At 68.2% G+C, this 19504-nt stretch carries 17 protein-coding genes; all 17 read right to left on the bottom strand.

What is annotated here, in order from left to right:
* The coding region (rpsL, locus tag QF206_RS06210; protein ID WP_281488345.1) for a 30S ribosomal protein S12 at positions 1-213 on the bottom strand (213 nt) is incomplete at its 3' end.
* A 376-nt stretch (positions 214-589) separates the two neighbouring features.
* Entirely contained in the window at positions 590-1759 is a 1170-nt protein-coding gene (locus tag QF206_RS06205) for a hypothetical protein (RefSeq protein WP_281488344.1), read from the bottom strand.
* 171 nt (positions 1760-1930) lie between these two features.
* Positions 1931-2629 carry a hypothetical protein gene (locus QF206_RS06200; protein ID WP_281488343.1) on the bottom strand — a complete coding sequence of 233 codons (699 nt, stop codon included), beginning with the start codon at positions 2627-2629 and terminating at the stop codon, positions 1931-1933.
* Positions 2626-3294 carry a hypothetical protein gene (locus tag QF206_RS06195; RefSeq protein ID WP_281488342.1) on the bottom strand — a complete coding sequence of 223 codons (669 nt, stop codon included), beginning with the start codon at positions 3292-3294 and terminating at the stop codon, positions 2626-2628. The genes QF206_RS06200 and QF206_RS06195 overlap by 4 nt, the downstream gene beginning before the upstream one ends.
* On the bottom strand, positions 3294-4340 hold the full coding sequence (pilM, locus tag QF206_RS06190) for a type IV pilus assembly protein PilM (RefSeq protein WP_281488341.1): 1047 nt from the start codon (positions 4338-4340) through the stop codon (positions 3294-3296). Before pilM ends, QF206_RS06195 begins: the two co-directional genes overlap by 1 nt.
* 95 nt (positions 4341-4435) lie before the next feature.
* Positions 4436-5239, bottom strand: a complete 804-nt coding sequence (locus QF206_RS06185; RefSeq protein ID WP_281488340.1) for a prepilin peptidase — start codon at positions 5237-5239, stop codon at positions 4436-4438.
* Entirely contained in the window at positions 5239-6711 is a 1473-nt protein-coding gene (locus tag QF206_RS06180; protein ID WP_281488339.1) for a hypothetical protein, read from the bottom strand. The genes QF206_RS06185 and QF206_RS06180 overlap by 1 nt, the downstream gene beginning before the upstream one ends.
* Complete coding sequence (locus tag QF206_RS06175; protein WP_281488338.1) at positions 6702-7355, bottom strand: PilW family protein; 654 nt, start codon at positions 7353-7355, stop codon at positions 6702-6704. Before QF206_RS06175 ends, QF206_RS06180 begins: the two co-directional genes overlap by 10 nt.
* Positions 7355-7768 carry a hypothetical protein gene (locus tag QF206_RS06170; protein WP_281488337.1) on the bottom strand — a complete coding sequence of 138 codons (414 nt, stop codon included), beginning with the start codon at positions 7766-7768 and terminating at the stop codon, positions 7355-7357. Before QF206_RS06170 ends, QF206_RS06175 begins: the two co-directional genes overlap by 1 nt.
* A gap of 105 nt (positions 7769-7873) precedes the next feature.
* Entirely contained in the window at positions 7874-8287 is a 414-nt protein-coding gene (locus QF206_RS06165; RefSeq protein WP_281488336.1) for a type IV pilin protein, read from the bottom strand.
* 136 nt (positions 8288-8423) lie between these two features.
* Positions 8424-9653 carry a type II secretion system F family protein gene (locus QF206_RS06160; RefSeq protein ID WP_281488335.1) on the bottom strand — a complete coding sequence of 410 codons (1230 nt, stop codon included), beginning with the start codon at positions 9651-9653 and terminating at the stop codon, positions 8424-8426.
* A gap of 1 nt (position 9654) precedes the next feature.
* Positions 9655-11271: a type IV pilus twitching motility protein PilT gene (locus tag QF206_RS06155; RefSeq protein ID WP_281488334.1), complete on the bottom strand. Its 1617-nt coding sequence runs from the start codon at positions 11269-11271 to the stop codon at positions 9655-9657.
* A 43-nt stretch (positions 11272-11314) separates the two neighbouring features.
* Positions 11315-12979 (bottom strand): GspE/PulE family protein, encoded by a 1665-nt coding sequence (locus tag QF206_RS06150; protein ID WP_281488333.1) that lies wholly within the window; start codon positions 12977-12979, stop codon positions 11315-11317.
* 187 nt (positions 12980-13166) lie between these two features.
* Positions 13167-14426 carry a DUF5684 domain-containing protein gene (locus tag QF206_RS06145; protein WP_281488332.1) on the bottom strand — a complete coding sequence of 420 codons (1260 nt, stop codon included), beginning with the start codon at positions 14424-14426 and terminating at the stop codon, positions 13167-13169.
* A 36-nt stretch (positions 14427-14462) separates the two neighbouring features.
* Entirely contained in the window at positions 14463-17156 is a 2694-nt protein-coding gene (locus tag QF206_RS06140; RefSeq protein ID WP_281488331.1) for a transglutaminase-like domain-containing protein, read from the bottom strand.
* Positions 17153-18535, bottom strand: a complete 1383-nt coding sequence (locus QF206_RS06135) for a DUF58 domain-containing protein (protein WP_281488330.1) — start codon at positions 18533-18535, stop codon at positions 17153-17155. Before QF206_RS06135 ends, QF206_RS06140 begins: the two co-directional genes overlap by 4 nt.
* Entirely contained in the window at positions 18532-19497 is a 966-nt protein-coding gene (locus tag QF206_RS06130; protein ID WP_281488596.1) for an AAA family ATPase, read from the bottom strand. The genes QF206_RS06135 and QF206_RS06130 overlap by 4 nt, the downstream gene beginning before the upstream one ends.
* Between the last annotated feature and the right edge of the window lie 7 nt (positions 19498-19504).

The following is a 19504-nucleotide window of genomic DNA, read 5'->3' as shown; positions in this document are numbered from 1 at the left end:
GCCCTCGCCGGGGATGTAGGCGGTGACCTCGGTGCCGTTGGAGAGCTTCACGCGGGCGACCTTGCGAAGGGCCGAGTTCGGCTTCTTCGGGGTGGTCGTGTACACACGCGTGCACACGCCGCGCTGCTGGGGGTTGGCCTTCAGGGCGGGCGCCTTGGTCTTCGCGACCTTGGGCGTGCGACCCTTTCGGACCAACTGCTGAATAGTTGGCACTGAAATTGCTCCTTGTTGGTGCTGCACGGTGACAGCGGTTCGATGTTCGTCATCAGACCCACCGTCCGCGACGAGCGTCGCGGATCTCGCGGTGAGTATGCCGTGGGGGCCGCTCGCGGGGATGAACCCGTGACGCAACCCGACTTCGGTGCGGCCTCCGCTGTTCTCACGTATCGTTTTCAGGCACGCACGAACGGGTGCCGAAGCACACACCCGAGCAAGAATAGTCGCGCGCAGGCAGGCCGGTCAAATGCTTCCAGCCGCGTATTCACTGTGAACGGATGCGGTGGGCACCCGTGTTCATCGGCGCGCTCGACCGCGGCTGAACGAGCCGCGGCAGGGATTCTCGCGACCCCCGCCGCGAGAGTCGCTGCGATCAGCGGTATGCGATGTTCGCCTCGGCTCGCGCTGCGGCCTGCTCACGATCGTACTGCTCTCGCGCCTCGATGTTCCGGGCACGGACGCGTCGGCCGCGCGCTCCGCTCGCCGCTCCGAACCAGATGGGAACCTCCCGCGCCAGCACGAATACCGACACTGCGAGCGGGTGGAACCAGAGGTCGAGGCGGCGGAAGTCGTCGACCGTGCCGCCGGCGCTCCAGACCGCGACCGCCACGAACGAGAAGTACGTGAGGAGCGCGACCACGAGGCCACCGAGCGCGTGTGCCCACCAACCGGCCCTGTTGACGAGCACCGCCAGCAGCACATAGGTGACGGCGAACACGGCGACCGGTACCCAGAACGCGGCGTTCAGGAAGAACGAGGTGACGGAGTCGACCTCGAACACGCCCTGGTTCACGACGGTGATCAGCAGCATGGCAGCCCCGGCGTAGAGCAGCGCGAAGATGATGGCGGCGGCGATGGCGAGCAGCGCTCCGATGCCGCGGTTCCCCCGGTCACGGGGCGGGTTCGGCTGGGTGACGTAGACCACCTGCGGCTGCACCGGCTCTGCGGGAGCGGAGGGATAAGCGGTGGTGGCGGCCGCAGCGGTGTACGCGGCCGTGGCCCCCGCCGGTACGGACTCGGGCGCGCTGGCGACGGGTTCAGCGGTGGTCGGAGCCACGGTCTCAGATGAGGCCTGAACGGTCGCCGGGGTACCGGCATCCCAATCGCGATCGTCGGCGACACCGGCAGCGCCGGGCGCAACGGGCGCGGGCGGCGGCGGCGCCGGAGTGTAGGCCGGGGCGGATGCCGGTTCGATGAGCGGCGTCGGCTCGCCTCGGCGGTCGGCCTCGTCGGACACGGGCGTCGCTCCATGGGCGACACCGGGTCCGGCGCCGAGGTCTTCGTCGTCCCGGTTCATCGCCGACTCGAACCCGGCTTCGCGTTCGGCATCGTCACGCGCTGCCATGCGCTCAGCCTCCGCTCGACGCGCGTCGTGCTCGGCGGCGGCACGCAACGCGTCGTCTTCAGAGGGCGCCTCGGCGGCGTCGCGAAGCGGGTCATCAGATGGCGTGCGACCGGATTCGTCGGCTGGGCGGATGATCTCGTCTCCACCGAATTCGGGGTCGCGCGACGGCTCGTCGCGGTGCGGGGTCTCGTTGCTCATGTCGGCTCCTACCCTGTGCGCAAAGACGGTGCCATCATCGGCGAACCGTCGCGATGTTTGCACTTTAGCAACGTGAGTGCGCCTCGCCACCGGCTGCGAAGCGTCGATTCAGCGGCGACCTTCCGTTCCCGAAAGAGGTCGACGTGGGCACCGATGAGCTCTGTCGGCGAACTAGCCTGCCCCAGCGATCGCTTGAGCGTCGGGTACCACGTACAGGAAACCCGCGACCGTGCCGCCTGGGCCACCGTCGGAGCCGCCTTCGAGCGACCATGACGTCGACGTTGCGAGTACGAGCCTGTCCGACGACTGCAGCGCGTTCAAGAAGCCGATGAAGCCTTCCTCATCGGCATCGACCGTCATGGTGAACGGAATAGAGTGCAACCCTTCAGGAACCGACACCTGCACCGGAACCGCGTTGGGCTGCGCTGCAGCCCCTCCGTCGTTAGTCGACCCTTCGCTGGCGGAGCCTTCGCCTGCATTTGGCTCTTGAGGAGCAGCCGTCGCCGGGGCGGGGACGGCCTCGGCTTCAGGCGCCTCGCCCTCTTCGAATAAGAACGAGACGATGTGCGTCGCGTTGTTGCCCGCGGCATTCGCGAGGTAATCCACGAGATCTTCGTATTGCCAGGACGCGGGAAGCGTCTCGCGGAGCGTATCGACCTTCGCGCGAATGACGCTGAGGTTATCGTGCTGCGTCCGCATCTCGACAAGGCGAGCCTCGTGCGCGACATTCAGCGCCTCGACCGTGCGACGCTCCTCTGTCGCCGCAGTAGCAGTGCCGAGCACGGGCATCACCGCCAGGAACCAGCCCAGAACGATGACGAGTGCCGCGACGACAGCACCACCGATGACCCACATCCTCGTTGCGGTCATTGGTCGTCCTCCTCTTCGTCAGCCGCGAAGCGTTGTGCGAGCCACTCTCCGTCGACGTTCATGGTGATGACGGTGACGTAGGCATTCCGCTCCTTCTCCCAAACGGAAGCGTCAATGGTCACGTCGGCGACGCCCTTCATCTCGCCGACGGCTCTCGACCAATCTGTCATCGTCGGCAAGTCCGGCGTGGCGACCTGAAAGGCAACGCTCGCCACGCGCGGCTGACGAAGAGGACCGGAGGGACCCATGGGAGCAGCCCAAGGCACATCAGTAAGCAGGTCGAGCGCCACCAGCCTCGCGCCGGGCGGAAGCTGCTTTCGCGCTGGCGCGAGCACCTCGGCCCACAGCACCTCGGTTCTCATGCCGAACTCTCGAGCGGTCTGAAGCTGGTCGATCTGGGTCTCGAGAATGCTCGCCTCGCCGTACTTCGCCTGTTCGCCGAGGAGCTCGATCGTGCGGTTCTGCGCCTGCTCGAGCGCGCCCCGGGTGATGTCGCTGTAGCGCATGGCAACGAGGTACCCCGCGACGACGACGCCGACCGCGGCGACCACCGCAAGCATCATGAGGCCGCGCGTCGTACGAGCTTTGGCACGCTGGCCGACCTCGGGAGGCATGAGATCGGCACGTGCCGGAGGGCCGATGATCAAGCCGTTGTTGCGTGCCATCAGCGGGCTCCTCTCACGAGGCCGAGTGCCGTCGCGAACGAATGGCTCCGCTCGGCGGGGACACTCTCTCGCACAGTGTCGGGGACCTTCAGGTCGACGAAGACATCGCCGTCGCGCACCTCAGCGCGCGTCAGCTCCATCAGAGCTTCGCTGAACCCGGACAACTGGGCGCCGCCTCCGACCAGGAACATCCGGTCGATCGCCGCGCCCTTCTGCTGGTGGGAGAAGTAGGCGAGCGTGTTCGAGATGCTGCGCAGCAGTTCGTTGGTCGCCTCGCGGATCACCTCGACGGCGTGCACATCTTCGGGCGCGACCCCTTCGAGCGCGAGTCCGAGCCGGCGCTTCAGCGTGTCAGCATCCTCGGCATCGAGCTCGAGCCTGCGCACCAGCGCCTTGGTCACGTCGTCGCCGCCCATGGGCACGATGCGCACGAACAGCGGCACGTGCCCGCGCGCGATGACGACGTTGGTGGTGGTCGAGCCGACGTCGATGACCGCGACGATCTGCCCCGCGACGGGGTTCGGCACGAGCGCACGGTACAGCGCGAACGGGATGAGGTCGACCCCTGCCGGGGTGAGTCCCGCCGCCTCGACCGCCTTGACGTTCGCCACGACCGCTTCTTTCACCGCGGCGATGAGCAGACCGTTAACGACGGGCCCGTGCTCGCCCTGCGCCTCGGTGGCGGGGTAGAAGTCGAGCAGCGCATCGTCGACCGGCACGGGCAGCATCTCCTGCACGTGAAAGGGCAGGCCCTGCTTGACCTGCTCGAGCGGGGCGCGTTGCACGGTGAGCTCGCGCACCATCACCTTCTGGTTGCCCATGCCGAGCACGACCCGACGGCTCCTGAACTTGCCATCGGCCCACAACTGCTTGAGGGCGGTGACGACCGTGTTGTGCTCGATCACCTCACCTCCGCGCACCGCTCCGTGGGGCAGCGGCATGTGGCGCAGCTTGGTGAGCGCCGGGCGCGACGAGGTCGCAGCGGTGACTTCGGCGGCGCGGATGCTGCCATCACCGATGTCGAGGCCGACGATTCGCGTGGCCATGGTCCCCCCTGGTGTGCTGTTGTTCGAAGTGAGTGGTGCTGGGTCGGTCAGTGCTTGTGGGCTGCTGCTGGGTCGTCGAGAACTGTTCGCGTGGGTCAGAGGCCGATCAGTGCGAGGTAGCCACCGGCGATGGGCTCCCCGACGACGAGGCCGAGCCACGCGCCGGCGATCATCCACGGTCCGAACGGGATTCCGCTGCCGCGCTTCGCCTTGCGAGCAAGCAGCAGCGCCACCCCGAACACTCCCCCGAGCACGAAGGCCGCGAACGCTCCCACCGTGAGCTGCCCCCATCCCTGATATGCAAGATACAGCCCGAGCACGCCCGCCAGCTTCACATCGCCCATGCCCATTCCGCGCGGCACGATGAGCGCGAGCAGCAGGTAGGCGGCGAACAGGATGCCGGCGCCGATGGCGGCTCGCACGAGCACTTCGGGGGTGCCCGCGATGAGCGCTGCGGCGGAGAGCGCAGCCCCGGCAACCAGGTAGGAGGGCAGCACGATGCGGTTCGGGAGCGTGCGGGTGTCGAGGTCGATGAGCGCCAGCGCGATGCTCACCGCAGCGAGATACAGGTACGCGCCGAGTTCGATGTAGCGCGACGCGGCCGGAGCCTCAGTGGTCTGCGCGAGCGACCACCACGCGACGAGGCCGAAGGCGAGCGCGGTGCCAGCCTCGACGAGCGGGTATCGCATGGAGATCGGCGCGGCGCAGTGCCGACACCTGCCGCGCAGTGCGATCCACGAGACAACCGGGACGTTGTCGATCGCCCGGATGCGACTACCGCAGTTCGTGCATGCGCTGGGCGGGCTCACGATCGAGCGCCGGGCGGGCACGCGATGCACGACGACGTTGAGGAATGACCCGATGAGCAGGCCGAAGACTGCGCTGAGCGTGGCGACCATCAGCCGCCCGCCGGCAAGTCGCGGTAGCTCAGCCTCGCACCGAGGGTCGCCCCCGTCTGCACGGGCTGCGTTACACCGCCGGCCAGGTCGACGCCCGGGATTCCAACCGGCACGAATGTGAAGGCAGCTTGCTGATGGAACTCAACCTCGCCGCCGTAGAACTGACCGCGGAATGGGCGATCGCTCTGGACCTTGCAGGGGGTGTAGGCGATGGCCGCGACGTGGTCGCCGAACTTGGCCTCGTCGGTGTTGTAGATGCCGCCAGTGAGACTCGCAGGTGGGGCGCAGGTGGGACCGTCCCCGGCAACGTCGTCCGGCACGATGAAGTGCAGCTTCCGGTCCTGGCTCGCGTTGAAGTACAGCTTGTCGAACTGGAACTCATGGGCGAGCATCACGATGTCGGTGTTCAGAGTCACCGGATCGAGGTCGTTCCTTGTCCAGATCTTCGTCGTGGGGCATTTTGCGCGGAAGTCGATGACTCTGGGTGTCGTGTAGGTGGACATGTTGTACCAAGCCGTCGTGTTCTTGTCGATCGTGCAGGGCCCCGTCCAGTTGACGATCTGATAGCCCTGCGCCTGCCAGAAGGCATGGTCGCCGGGTACATCGACCCACTCAGGGATCGTGGGCATGGCCACTCCGGCACCGAACTGAGAAGGCGGGGTGCCGCCGATCGTGGACGCGGTGACCTGGCCAGTGCCGGTGCCTCGAACAATCCCACCGATGTTGCTCTTGTTGATACTCGTGTTGCCGTTCACATGCACCGAACCGGCGACGTCGCACATGTCGAGCTTGGCGTTCCCGTCTCCGACGATGAGATCGCCGCCGATCTTCGCGCCATTCGTGCACGTGACATTGCCGTGCTTGATCGAGACGGAGGTGGCGAGGCTCTGATCCGGTGAGCTGAGCTCGAACTTCTTCAGTGCACCGGCCATGTTGTACGCGTACACCGCCGATCCGGCGACTGGCACGTGCGTAATGATCGGGTCGTACGAGTGCACTGTCTCGATGGTCACCTGATCGCCACCGGAGACGCCCGCAACCCCCTTGGCTTCCGCGAAGCCCGTGGCGAGAATTCGTACCTCTGTCGAAACGTCGCTCGGACAGCCGACCGCCCAGCCGGCTCCTTCGTTGTGCTCGATCGTCACTGAGTAGCGAGGCACGCTGCCCGCCGGCGAGTCGATCACGTCGACGCACGCGCCCGTTGCCATGAGCGCGGCGGTGGCGACGTCGATACCTGCTTCGGCGGCAGCACGTGCTTGCACTTCGGCGCGCGAACTCGACGAGACGCCGATCGCCTGCGTGGTCACGACGGTGACCGTCGCCGTGACGATGGCGAGCACCGCCATGACACCGATGACGGCGACCATGGCGCCGCCCCGCTCGTCCTGCGCCGTCCGTCGAATGCTCGACGGCCGCAGGGCGGATCGACTGCCGGCCTCTTGGGCGCTTGGCGCGATGCGGTTCAGAAGCATGTCGGAGTCACTCCTGTCAGTGCGGGTTGCCGGCTGGCGGCAGCAGTATCGATGAGCACAGTGACGCCGTCGCCGTTCGCGACGTCGAGCACGATCGCTGCGGCATCCGGGGCTGAGGAAGTGAACACCGGCGCGGGGATGCCGCCGCCGATGTGCGGCTGCGCACCGGTCGCAAGCAGTGACCAGCTGTCGGTCGCCCCCGCGGCAGAGATGAGCCAGGCGGCGACGCTCGCGTCGTCGGCTGGGGCGCTGCCGCCCGCGTAGCGCGTGGTGCGCACTTCGCCGGAGCCCACGAGGAACGCCTCGCAGTGCGCAGTGGGCGGAGTCGCTCGGGCGTCGTCGACCACCTGCACCAGAAGGATCGCCGGGTCGCCGGAGACCGCTCGCACCACTGCGGCGTCACGCACCGCCGCGGTCACCGCACGGGCGACGAGTTGCCCAGAGTTCGTGGATTCGGCGGAGTCGGCGACCGTGCGCTGCGTGATGAGCGAGTTGATCAGCAGGCCGCCGGCGATGGTCAGCACGACCAGCGAGAGCAGCATGTAGACGAGCAGCTCGATGAGGGTGAACCCGCTCTCCCCCGCCCTGAAGCTGGCGCGGGTCGAACGACGAACAGCGCCGGAGATGACTCCGCCGGGCGGCATCACGGCTGCTCCACGAGCACGCTGGTCGCGGCGCGTGCGAGTTCGTCGCCGTTCGACGCATCGGTGACCCGCACGGAGACCGCAATAGTGCCCGGGTATGACCCAGGGCACGCCCCCACCGAGACAGTGGGCTGGTACTGCACACCGCGAGTGTCAGTGACGACGGGAGCAGACCCAGCGAGCGCGGTCACGGTACCGCACGCCAATGGAGCACCAAGCGCGCGCACGCGCTCGAGCTCGCTGCTGACGAGCTGGCTCGCTGTGCTGAGCGTCGCGGTGCGCTGCGATGTCGTCATGCCGTTGATGATGAGCGGCAACGCGGAGATCGCGAGCAGGCCGAGCAGGAAGATCGACACCACGATCTCGATGAGGCCGATACCGGAGTCATCGCGGTCGAGTCGTGTGATGCCCATCTCAGCTCCCTTCGGGTCGGGTGCCAGGGTGGTGCGGGATTCCTCAGAAAGGAAGGAGCGCAGGGGGTCGGGATCAGCGACCCCCTGCGCGTCGCGGGCGACGAACTAGCAGGTGCCGAGTTCAGCGCCGGTCGACTCCGTGATCTTGAAAGTCGGCGTGGCGGACGAGTCAGAGGTTGCGGAGAGGCAGAAGGTCGAGGTGTTGCTCGCCGCACCGATCGCGACTTGGCTCACACCATCAGACTGCACATAGCCGAACTCCTGAAGCTGTGCCAGGGTCGGCACGGCCTCATACTTGGTCACCGCCGATACGTACGCCACCTTGGCGATTCCGAGGTCTGACTTCGCAGCTGCATCCTTCGCCTGGTCCTGCTGACCGAGGAACACGGGCACCGCGATGGCGGTGAGGATGCCGATGATGAGCACAACGACGAGGAGCTCGATGAGGGTGAAGCCCTCTTCGCGCTCTTCGAGTTCGCTGCGCTTCTTGGCGAGGGCCGAGTTGATGCTGGTGAACATGTGATTGTCCTGTCTATCTGGGTAATGGAATGACAGGGAGCCCCCCAATGAACACAAGCCCCCCTTACATGATGGTCGATATTTTGAGCGGTATTCGCAATACCCGCATTCGGGGGCGCTTTCGCAGCCTGCTCTGCTAGCGCACGAGCTCGAACATACTGAACATCGGCAGGTAGAGCGCGACGATCATTCCTCCGACGAGCACACCGATGAGCGCGATCATGAGCGGCTCGATGAGCGCGGTCAGTTGCTCAGTCGTCGACTGCACCTCGGCGTCGTAGAAGTCGGACACCTTGCCGAGCATCGTCTCGAGCGAACCCGAGTCCTCACCGACCGCGATCATCTGGGTGACCATGGGCGGGATCGTCGGCTCTTTCGCGAGCGGTTCCGCAATCGACCGCCCTTGCCGCACCGCCTCCTGCACACGAAGCATCGTCTGCTCGATCACCCAGTTGCCCGAGGTCTGACCGACGATGGCAAGCGACTGCAAAATCGGCACCCCGGCGCCGATCATCGTGGACAGGTTGCGCGTGAAGCGTGCGATCGCGACCTTGCGGAACAGCATCCCGAACACTGGGAGCTTGAGCTTCACGGGGTCGACGCGCTTGCGAACCGCTTCGGTGTGCTTGTTCTTGCCCCACCACACGGCGAACACGAGCCCGCCCACGACAAGGAACGGCACCGACCACACGGCGACGGGCGAGAGCCACACGAGGATCTGCGTCGGCAGCGGCAGCGATCCGCCGAGGCCGGCGAACATCTTCTCGAACACCGGCACGATGAAGATCAGCATGGCAAAGGTCGCGGCGATCGCCATGAAGAACACCACCGTCGGGTAAGTCAGCGCCGACTTGATGGTCTGCCGCAGCTTGAGCTCGGCCTCGAAGTTCTCGGCCGACGAGTTGAGCGACGAGTCGAGGAACCCGCCGGTCTCACCCGCACGCACGAGGTTGAGCATGATCGGCGGGAACACCGTCTCGTGCTTGGCCATGGCCTGCGAGAGCGAAGCACCCGACTCCACATCGTCGCGCACCTTGCCGAGAGTCTCGGCGAGCGGCTTGCTCTCGGTCTGCTCGGCAAGGATCGTGAGCGTGCGCAGCAGGGAAAGACCCGAGGCGACCATGGTGGCCATCTGCCGGCTCATGACTGCCACATCTTTGAGATCGACACGCTTCTCGAAGAGCCCGCCAAGCGTGATCTCCCGATTCAGACCGCCGGATGCTGCTTCGGAGATCGCGATCGGCGTGAGGCCCATGGTGCGAAGGCGCGCCACGACCGCGGCCTCGCTCGCGGCATCCACTCGCCCCTTGACGACTTTGCCGGTGGCGTTGCGGCCGGTGTAGCTGAAGGTCAGCAGGGTCGACATCTCAGTGGCCGCCCATCGTGTGCCGCTCGAACGGGTCGGCGAAGCGAGGGCTGCCGTCGCCCGAGGCATCCATGCGCGTGATGAGCTGCTGCAGTGTGTCGACGTCGTGCGCCTTGTCGAGCGCGGCGGCCTTGGTGACCGTGCCGGCGTTGACGAGGTCGGCGAGGTGCTGGTCCATGGTGCGCATGCCGAGCTCGCGTCCTGCCTGCATGGCAGAGCCGATCTGGTAGGTCTTGCCTTCGCGGATGAGGTTCGAGATGGCCGGGGTGACGAAGAGCACCTCGGTGCCGACCGCGCGGCCCTTGCCCGACGCGCGCGGCAGCAGCGTCTGACAGACGATCCCCTGCAGCGTTGACGCGAGCTGGCTGCGCACTTGACCCTGCTGGTGCGGCGGGAACACGTCGATGATGCGGTCGACCGTCTGCGCGGCGCTCTGGGTGTGGAGCGTCGCGAAGACGAGGTGCCCGGTCTCGGCAGCGGTCAGCGCCACCGAGATGGTCTCGAGGTCGCGGAGCTCGCCGATGAGGATGACATCGGGGTCTTGTCGCAGCACGTGCTTGAGCGCCTCGGCGAAGGAGTGCGTGTCGCCGCCCACCTCGCGCTGGTTCACGAGCGACTTGTGGTTGCTGTGCAGGAACTCGATGGGGTCTTCGACCGTCATGATGTGGTCGGCGCGTTGCCGGTTGACCAGATCGATGAGCGCCGCGAGCGTGGTCGACTTGCCGGAACCGGTGGGACCGGTGACGAGCACGAGCCCGCGAGGGAGGCCGGCGAATCTCGAGATCTCTGCCGGCACTCCGAGCTCGGTGAGCGGCTTGATCGTCGTCGGGATCAGACGGAACGCCGCACCGTAGCCCGAGCGCTGCTGGTACAGGTTCACACGGAAGCGCGCGTTGGGTGAGATCGAGTAGGCGAAGTCGAGCTCCAGCTCGCGCTGGAACGTCTTCCACTGCTCGTTGGTGACGATGGAGCGGAGGGCACGCTCGGTCTCTTCACGAGTCCACGGCGACGAGCCGGGGATCGGACGAAGTGACCCGTCGATGCGCAGCATGGGCGGTGACTTGGCGCTCACGTGCAGGTCGGAACCGCCCTCGTGCAGCACCTTCTCGAGCGCCTCGAGCAGCGACGGCTCGGTGGTGCTGCGCACCTCGTCCCATTCGCTGCCGATCTCGACCGCCTTGTAGGCGGGCGGGGGCGCTGCCGAGAGATCTGGGGTGGCGGGCATCACAGGCACGGCCGGCTGCACGACGGGCTGAGGGGATGCTGTCGGAGCGGCTGGCGGCTGCGAGCCGTACCCGGGCGCTGCCTTCGCCGAAACGCCGTGGCCCGGGACGCTGACGGGCGGGGACGGCGGGGCCTGCTGCGCAACCTGCTCGGACGGCGATGTCGGCGAGGGCTGCGCCGCCGGCATCCGGGGCAGCGGCGATGTCAGGAATGGCGCGTCTTGCACCGGGGCCGAGGGCGCGACGTACGACGCCGGCGGCGGCGGGGGCGAGGACGGCGATCCGGCTGACCCGGCACCTGCGCTTGCGTCGCCGCCCTGCCACTCATCGCTGCGCTGCCGAGCATCACGGCGTGAGGCGAAGCCCCCTGGCTGCTCGCCGAACGGCTGATCCATCGCGTCCCCCATCATTGCTGTTCGTTCCTCGTCCGAGCCGGCTCTACGCCACGACTCGGAGCACCTCGTCGAGACTCGTGAGGCCGAGCATGGCCTTCGCCAGTCCGTCTTGCCGCAGCGTCAGCATCCCCTGGCTGACCGCCATGCGGCCGATCTCCATCGCCGACGCACGCTCGACCGCGAGCCGCTCGATCTCCTCGGTCACCGTCATCACCTCGTGCACCGCGACGCGGCCCCTGAACCCGGTGTTGGAGCAGTGGCTGCAGCCCACAGGGCGGAAGAACTCGCCCAGCTCAGTCGCTGCACCGCCCTCGGCGAAGCCCATGCGAAGCAGGTCAGTGGGAGTCGGCTGGTAGCCCTCCTTGCAGCGATCGCACAGTCGCCGCGCGAGACGCTGCGCGACCACGCAGTCGACGGAGGAACCCACAAGGAAGGGCTCGATCTCCATCTCGACGAGACGCGTGATGGCACTCGGCGCGTCGTTGGTGTGCAGGGTCGAGAGCACCAGGTGGCCGGTGAGTGCCGCCTCGATGGCGATCTGCGCGGTCTCCTGGTCGCGGATCTCACCGACCAGCACGACATCCGGGTCGGACCGGAGGATCGATCGCAGCGCGCTGGCGAAGGTGAGCCCCGCCTTGGGGTTCACCTGCACCTGATTGATTCCCGGCATCCGGTATTCCACGGGGTCTTCGACCGTGATGACGTTGATCTCGGGTCGAGCGACCGTATTGAGCGTCGTGTACAGGGTGGTGGACTTGCCCGAACCGGTCGGGCCGGTGACGAGGATCATGCCGTACGGCTTGGTGTACGCCCGACGGAAGGCCTCGTAGTTGTGCTCGAGCAGGGCGAGCTCCTGCAATTGCAGCGAGGTGCTCGACGAGTCGAGGATTCGCATGACGACCTTCTCGCCCCACACCGTCGGCAGCGTCGCCACCCGGAGGTCGATGGTGCGACCTGAGTGGCGAACCGACATGCGGCCGTCCTGCGGGATGCGCCGCTCGGCGATGTTGATCTCGCTCATGATCTTGAGCCGCGAGATGACGCCGTTCTGGATCGCCTTGGGGGCGCGCTGCATCTCGTGGAGCACGCCGTCGATGCGGTACCTGACACGCACATCGTTCTCAGCCGGTTCGATATGGATGTCGGAGGCGCGGTCGGCGATCGCCTGGCCGATGAGCAGGTTGACGAAGCGGACGATGGGGGCGTCGTCGTCGAGATCGTCGGGGCCCTCGCCCTCGTCTTCGGCGTTCTCCTCCTGCAGCACCGAGGTGAGGTCGCTGAGCTCGTCGTCGGCTCGGTAGTACTTGTCGATCGCCGCGAGCAGGTCTTCACGTTCGACGACCACGGGCCGCATGCTCATGCGGGATGCCGCGCGCACATCGTCGATGGCTATGACGTCGCCCGGGTCGACCATGGCGACCACGAGCTCATCGCCATCGATGGCCAGCGGCATGACCTCGTGGCGGCGGCAGAGCGAACTCGACACCAGGGCGATGGCGCCGGTCTCGACCGGGTAGTCGACGAGTTCGACGAAGGGCAGGTTCAGTTGCGCGGCGCGGGCCGAGGCGAACTGCACCGGGGTGATGGTGCCGTTCTCGACGAGGCGCAGCGCTGCGGTCTCATCGGCGAAACGGTCGCCGGTGAGTTCATCGAGACTCTCGATCGGCACAAGGCCTCTCAGAATCAAGATTTCAGTGAGGGATGTCATGGTGTGGTCTCCTCACCTCGGGTGCGGCGTCTTCCCCCAAAGTCGCCACGGCAGGACACGAACTCCAGAAAAGCAAGTCAAGCAGCGCCCCATCGACTGATGCACCCCCAATACGGGGATGACTCAATACTGCCGTGGGCGCGGGCTTCCGCCGATCAACCGTGCCGATGGTAGGCGGTTCGCGTCGTCAGCGAGCCCGGTGGATCGCCACCTCGAAGTCGCCGAGACGGAACGAACCGGTCACCTCGGTCGGCACGTTCACCTCGACCGGCACCTCGCTGCCGTCTTCCGCGACGAGCGCGACGCCGTTCGTCGAATGCAGATCGACCACGTACCAGCGGCCGGCGCGAAGCTCGAGGCGCGCGTGCGTCTTCGACACCGTCTTGTCGTGGTCGTCGAGCGCGATGGTCTGCGCGTCGCTCGATTCACCGGCGGTGGGGTTGCGACCGAGCAGCACCACCGGCTTCTCGAGGTCGACGCGCGTGCCATCCGCAGTCTCGAGCGACCACAGCGAACGCCGGGGCACGACGACCGTCGCGTCGAAGTCGTCATCAACGGATGCCGGAGCCGCTCGTCCCACGATGATGGTCGCCTCATCGTCGAGTTCGAGGCCTCCGTCGTGGGCACCGGACGGGACAGGCGCTGCCGTCGCGGCGCTTGTTCGGGAGGACTGCTCCGCGACGGAGGGCTGTTCGAACGGGGAGGACTGCTCGACAACAGGGCTCTTCAGTGGCACTTCGATGACCTGCGGGGCACTCTGAGACGGCTGCGCAGGCGAGGGCAGCACCGGTGAGGCGGGCGGAGCCCACGGGTTCGCCGTCCGGCTCGGCGGCTGCACAGGAGGGCGAGGCGGCAGCGAGGGCTGCGGCATGCCGGGCGCCGCGGTCGAGGGCAGCATCCCGAGTGTCGGCGAGCCGTGCCCGGCCGCCGTGGCCGTGGCCGCCGGCGATGCAGCACTAGACGGCGCGACGGGGCGCAGCTCGAACGGCGAGCGAGCGGCATCCATTGACGCGCCCTGGAATCCGCCGACGATGCGCACCTGGGTGGCTTGCCCCTCGCGAGCGCGCAGAGCTCCGGTCGGCGACGCTCCGCCGAACCCCAGCACGCTCGCCCACACGGGGAAGAGCAGCAGCGCGAGCACGGTGTGCCCCGCTCCCTTGCCGAAACGGCCGTTGACGCGATGCACCGCGATGGCCAACACCACGAGGCCGACCAGGTTCACCAGCGGGAAGACCTGCGTGAGCACCCAGAGCCACGAGAAGCCGCCGAGCTGGAAGAGCACCGCGGTGTTGAGGAACGGCACCCACGCCTTCCAGCCTGGCTCGCCGAGCTTCGCGAAGAGGCGAGAGAGCGCCAACGACGACCACACGTACAGCGCGATGAGCACGCCCAGCGTGATCAGCACCCAGCCGAAGACCAACCGCAAGTCGATTCCGTAGTCAGGCACCCCGGTACGGTACCGGGTTTCGGCGACCCGGCGTGCTCACGCTCCCCTGCGTCGCCGACGGCTGCTCGTTCGAGCGGCACGCAGCGAGCGCCGCACAGGCCGGTGCGAGCCGGTTCTGCGCAGACCGCGCGGCAGTGAACGCAGTGAGATCGCCGCGCGCAGCCTTCCGCGTGCTCCCGCGGATGCGGCCAGCTCGGCGCGTTCAGCATCGACCAGCGCCCACACCGCTGCAGGGTCGTGACCGACCGCGCCCGGCGGAGCGAACGCGGCTGCGTCGGCATGCCGGGCGATCTGCACGGCTCGCGGGCTGGAGTGCAGCACCGCGAGCTCCTCCCTCGTGAGCGCCCCCTGCCGTGCTCGCGAGTGGTCGACCGCGAGATCGACGTACTCGTCCCAGGCGCCGGTGACCCGCGAGGCAGCGTCGGGCGCGCGTCGCCGCCTGCGTCGACGGCGCACCTTGGCGGCGATCACGCTGAGGAACGGCGCGCTGAGCACCGCGAGCGCGAGGAGCGTCCAGCCAGCGACGGTGAGCACCGGCCACAGCCACGACAGGTCGAGCCCGGGGTCGACGGCATCCGGTGAGCGCTCATCCCCTCCGCTCGGCTCGAGCTGGGGCGGGCGCTGCTCCCTCGCGTTCTCGGGAACGACCTCGGTGTCGAGGCGGGGGTCGCGCAGCGTGTCGTCGTCGGGTGCGAGCGGATGCCGGGCCTGCGGCGTCGCGTCGACGGCTGCCCACTCGCCACCGGCACCACCGACCTCCACCCAAGCGGTGAGGTTGCCGCCGCGACACACGCCGTCTTCGCACGCCGGAATGCCCGGCGCCCCGGCCGCGGTGCGCGCAGTGCCGTCGAGCACGAACCCGAGCACCACACGCGCGTCGAAACCCAGCTGCCGCGCGATGAGTGCCGCCGCCACCGCGAATTGCTCATCGTCGCCGACGGCCGCGACCAAGCGCTCATTCGACACCGCCTCTGTGCTTCGCTGCTTCTCGATGAGCGCCGTGAACAGCGCATCGATTCGATCTGAGGAGTGGCCGGCGAGACTCGGCTCGAACCGATAGCCGGGAAGCGCGCGCGCCCATTCGGCGCCCGAGGCGGGAAGCTCGAGCGCGTGGCTCCGGTAGCCGCGCTCGCGCAGCCGCGAGATCAGCTCGGCGAGCGCGGCGGCGTCGTCTCCGAGCCGTTGCGAGGAGACCCACTCCTTCAGCGACTCCGGGACCACTTCGGCCAGGGCCCCCATCGGCGCCCGAGGATTGCTGAGAGCCTCCAGGCGCACGGGTTCGGAGGGCTGCTCGACATCGAGCAGATACCGGTCGCCCTGACGCAGGCGTTCGAGTTGCACCGCTGCGGAGGCGGCGTGATCGTAAAAGAAGCCGTCGCTGAGCGCGTCGCGGCGGTCGCCCGAGAAGCGCACATCGAGCAGTCGCCCGGCGGACGGCATCCACACGCCCTCGTAGCCGAGGATCTCGATGTCGAGGGTCGCCCGTGCACCGTCACCCGGTCGTTGATGAGTGGGCACGCGCTCGAACACGGATGACTGCCCCGAGAGCGCGGGGATCCCCGGGTCTTCGCTCGCCGGAGCGTCCGGAGAGTCCGGGCCGGCTGAGACGGCCGAGAGACCCACGGACGCTCGCGTGCCGTCGTACCCTCCCAGCACCGCGAGGCGCAGCCTGTCGACCTCGCCTTCACCGGTCACCCGGAACAGCTCGCGATCGAACCAGTCATCGGTGAACGAACCGCGGTACGCCGCGAGCGGGCTGGGCTGCTGCGCCAGATGCTCAGCGGGGTCGACCGCGGTGCGAAGCACATCACGCGTGGCGGAGGCGCTGAGGGCGGATGCGGTGGGCACCGCTACCGCGATCGCGGTCAGCAGCACGACCCCGGCGAGCGCGGTGCGGCGAAGGCGGGCGCCGAGCGGGGCACGAGGCTTGCGCACTCTCACAGCCGGAGCCGAGGCCGGAAGCCCGGGTGCGGCCGGGCGTGCACCCCGGCCGAGCGCGCGGCGTCGGCTGTCACGGGCGTGCCAGGCGAGGTACCAGATCGCGACCGCGAACCCCGCCGCACCGAGCGCCGCCTCCCGAGGGGCGTGGAGCGCCAGTGCACCCAGCCGCAGCGACTCGCTGCTCGCACTCGTTCCGAACGCGATGCCGAACATCTGCGCGACCAGCCAGGGCACGACCACCAGCAGCGGGAGCCTTCCGCGCCAGGCGGAGCGGAAGCTCACGACCGACGCCGCGAGGAACAGGATGAACGCGGGAACGAGCAAGGCGTGGTACGAGCCCACCGGCATCGAGACCGTGACCAACTGCTTCCACGCGGTCACGGGCGCTGCAGCGAGTTCGACCAGCCCGCGCAGCGATTCCTCTGGCGAACTCAGCGAGCGCGGCATGGCCAGCGGCAGGCCGAGCGCGAAGTACCCGACGAGGATCGCGAGCAGCACCGCGGGCCAGCGCCAGCGCCTCAGCACGGCAGTCAGGGCGATGGCTGCGCCGGCGAGCATCGCGCCTCCCGCCGTGACGACGAGCCACACGGTGCGGTAGATCGGCCACACCGTGGCGAGCGCGATGACGGCGAGCGCAATGACGAACACGGTCGCGATGAGCGCTCGTGCGACCGCTGCGCCGCGTCCACTCGCAGAGCGTCTCGGCCGAGCACCGGCTGCCGCCTCGGGGAACGCGGGCGGCTCCCCCGCACCCGCGGAGGTCGCAGCGTGCGGCATCCGCTCGCTCATCGCGCCCTCCTGCCGAGCAGCGCCCGCAGATCATCGAGCAGGGCGATGGTGAAGACACCGGTGCCGGCGAGCTCGCGGAACGAGGGTTCACGATCGGGATCGCACAGCACCGCGACCACGGCCGCATCGGCGGGGAAGGCGAGCGATAGCGACCGCAACTGCCTCGGGCTGACCCCCGATCCGCAGACGATGAAGACGATCGACATGTCGGGTGCGATGCGCGAGGCCAGCGCGCACGCGTCGGCGAGGGGCATGGCGAGCGGCGAGCGCTCGACCGTGCTCAGCTCGTCGAGCAGCAGATCGGGCGTGCGCACTGTGAGGGAGCGGACCGAGCGGATGCTGGCGCGCGCGAACTCGGGGACCTCATCGCCCGCGAGCACCGCGAGCTCCCGACCGTCGCGCAGGGCCCGGGCGCCCAGCGACCCCGCGACGCTCACCGCGAGCTCGTACTCCTCGTCGGCGCCGAACTCCGCATCGTTCATGGCGAGCATCACGACGATCCGCGAGCGCCGGCTCTCTTCGAACTGCCGGACCATGAGGGTTCCGGTCTTGGCCGTCGACTTCCAGTGGATGTGCCGCTGGCCATCGCCGGTGGCGTACTCGCGAATCGCGTGGAACGAGAGATCGGAGTCGACGATGCGGCGCGTCGGATTGCCCTCGAGGTCACGGATGACGCCCGCGCTCGTGCTCGCAAGCGCGGTCGTCACCGGATGCACGTGCAGCCGCTGCGGCTCGGCCCAGTCGACCTCGCGTCGGAAGACGCCGAGTGGATCGCTGCGCACCGAGGTCGCCGGCCCGACCATGATCACGCCGCGCCGCTCGGTGGGCACGACCACTTCATCGCTGTGCGCGTTGCCTGCTCGCAGGAACGGCACCGCGACATCCGTCAGGGCGTCACCGATCGGGATCTCGACGGTTCCCGGCAATTGAGCGGTGCGCGATGCATTGGTGACCGTGAGATCGCCGACGGCGGCATCGCCCGCCACCACGCGCGCCGCCCGCAGCTCGAAGCGGATGTCATAGGCGCGCCCTCCCGCGAGGAACGGCAGGGCGAACAGCACGAGGGCAGCGCCGATGGCGCCGGCGACCACGAGCTCGGTCCAGCCGAGCCCGAGCCCGAGCGGCAGGAGCACGAACGCTCCCGACAGCGCCAACCAGCCGATAGGCGTCACCGTGCCCGCCACCCAGCGCCGCGCAGCGCCCGCGGCGTCACGCAGACGCTGCCACGTGCGCACGCCCCGCACCGCCGTCTCGACGAACGCGCCGGCTCGCGTGGTCGCGTAATGCGTGCGCGTCGAGCCGCCCGTCGAGGTCGAGGTCGACGTCGAGGTCGTCGATGAGGCGGTGCGGCCGAGGTCGCTGTCGGTGCGGGGGCTCACCCGATGTCGCTCCGACTGGGGGGCACCGTGTCCATGAGGATCTGCCCGATCACAGCGCCGGCCGTGACGCCGTCGAACTCCGCCTCGGGGTCGAGCACGATCCGGTGGGCGAGCACGTGCTCGGCCAGTCGCTTCACGTCGTCGGGCGTCACGAAGACCCGGCCGTGCGCGGCGGCCCAGGTCTTCGACGCCTTGGTGAGCGCTCGCGCCCCGCGCACGCTCGACCCCATGCGCACCTGGCGCGCGGTGCGCGTGGCCTCGATGAGGCGGGCGATGTAGTCGTACACGAGCGGGTGCACATACACGGCCCGTGCGAGCTCGGAGAGCGTGAGGAGGCCCTGGGGCGTGATCACCGGTTCGAGGTCGTGACGGATATCGCTGGTGCCTTCGAGGATGCGGATCGTCGAGGCGAGGTCGGGGTACCCGAGCGACGTCTTCATCATGAACCGGTCGAGTTGCGCCTCGGGCAGCCTGTACGTTCCCGCCTGCTCGATGGGGTTCTGCGTGGCGATGACGAGGAACGGCGACCCGGTTGACCGCGTGACACCGTCGACCGTGACGCGACCCTCCTCCATGGCCTCGAGCAGCGCTGACTGGGTCTTGGGGCTCGCCCGGTTGATCTCATCGGCGAGCACGATGTTCGCGAACACCGGCCCGGGGTGGAACTCGAACTCCCCGCGCTTCTGGTCGTAGACCGTGATGCCCGTGACGTCGCCCGGCAGCAGATCGGGCGTGAACTGGATGCGGCTGCTGGTGCCCTGCACGGTCTGCGACATCGCGCGCGCGAGCGAAGTCTTGCCGGTGCCTGGGAAGTCTTCGAGCAGCAGGTGGCCCTCGCTGACCATGGCGGTGAACGCGAGTTCGATGACGTGCCGCTTGCCGAGCACCGCCCGTTCGACGTTGCTCGCCATCGCGTCGAACGTCGACTCGAACCAGGAGGACTGCTCGTTCGTGATCGTCATCGGACTG

Source organism: Ruicaihuangia caeni (assembly GCF_029952955.1).
Lineage (GTDB): Bacteria > Actinomycetota > Actinomycetes > Actinomycetales > Microbacteriaceae > Ruicaihuangia > Ruicaihuangia caeni.
The sequence above is the reverse complement of the archived record's forward strand: the minus strand, read 5'-3'. Positions and strand labels throughout refer to the sequence as shown.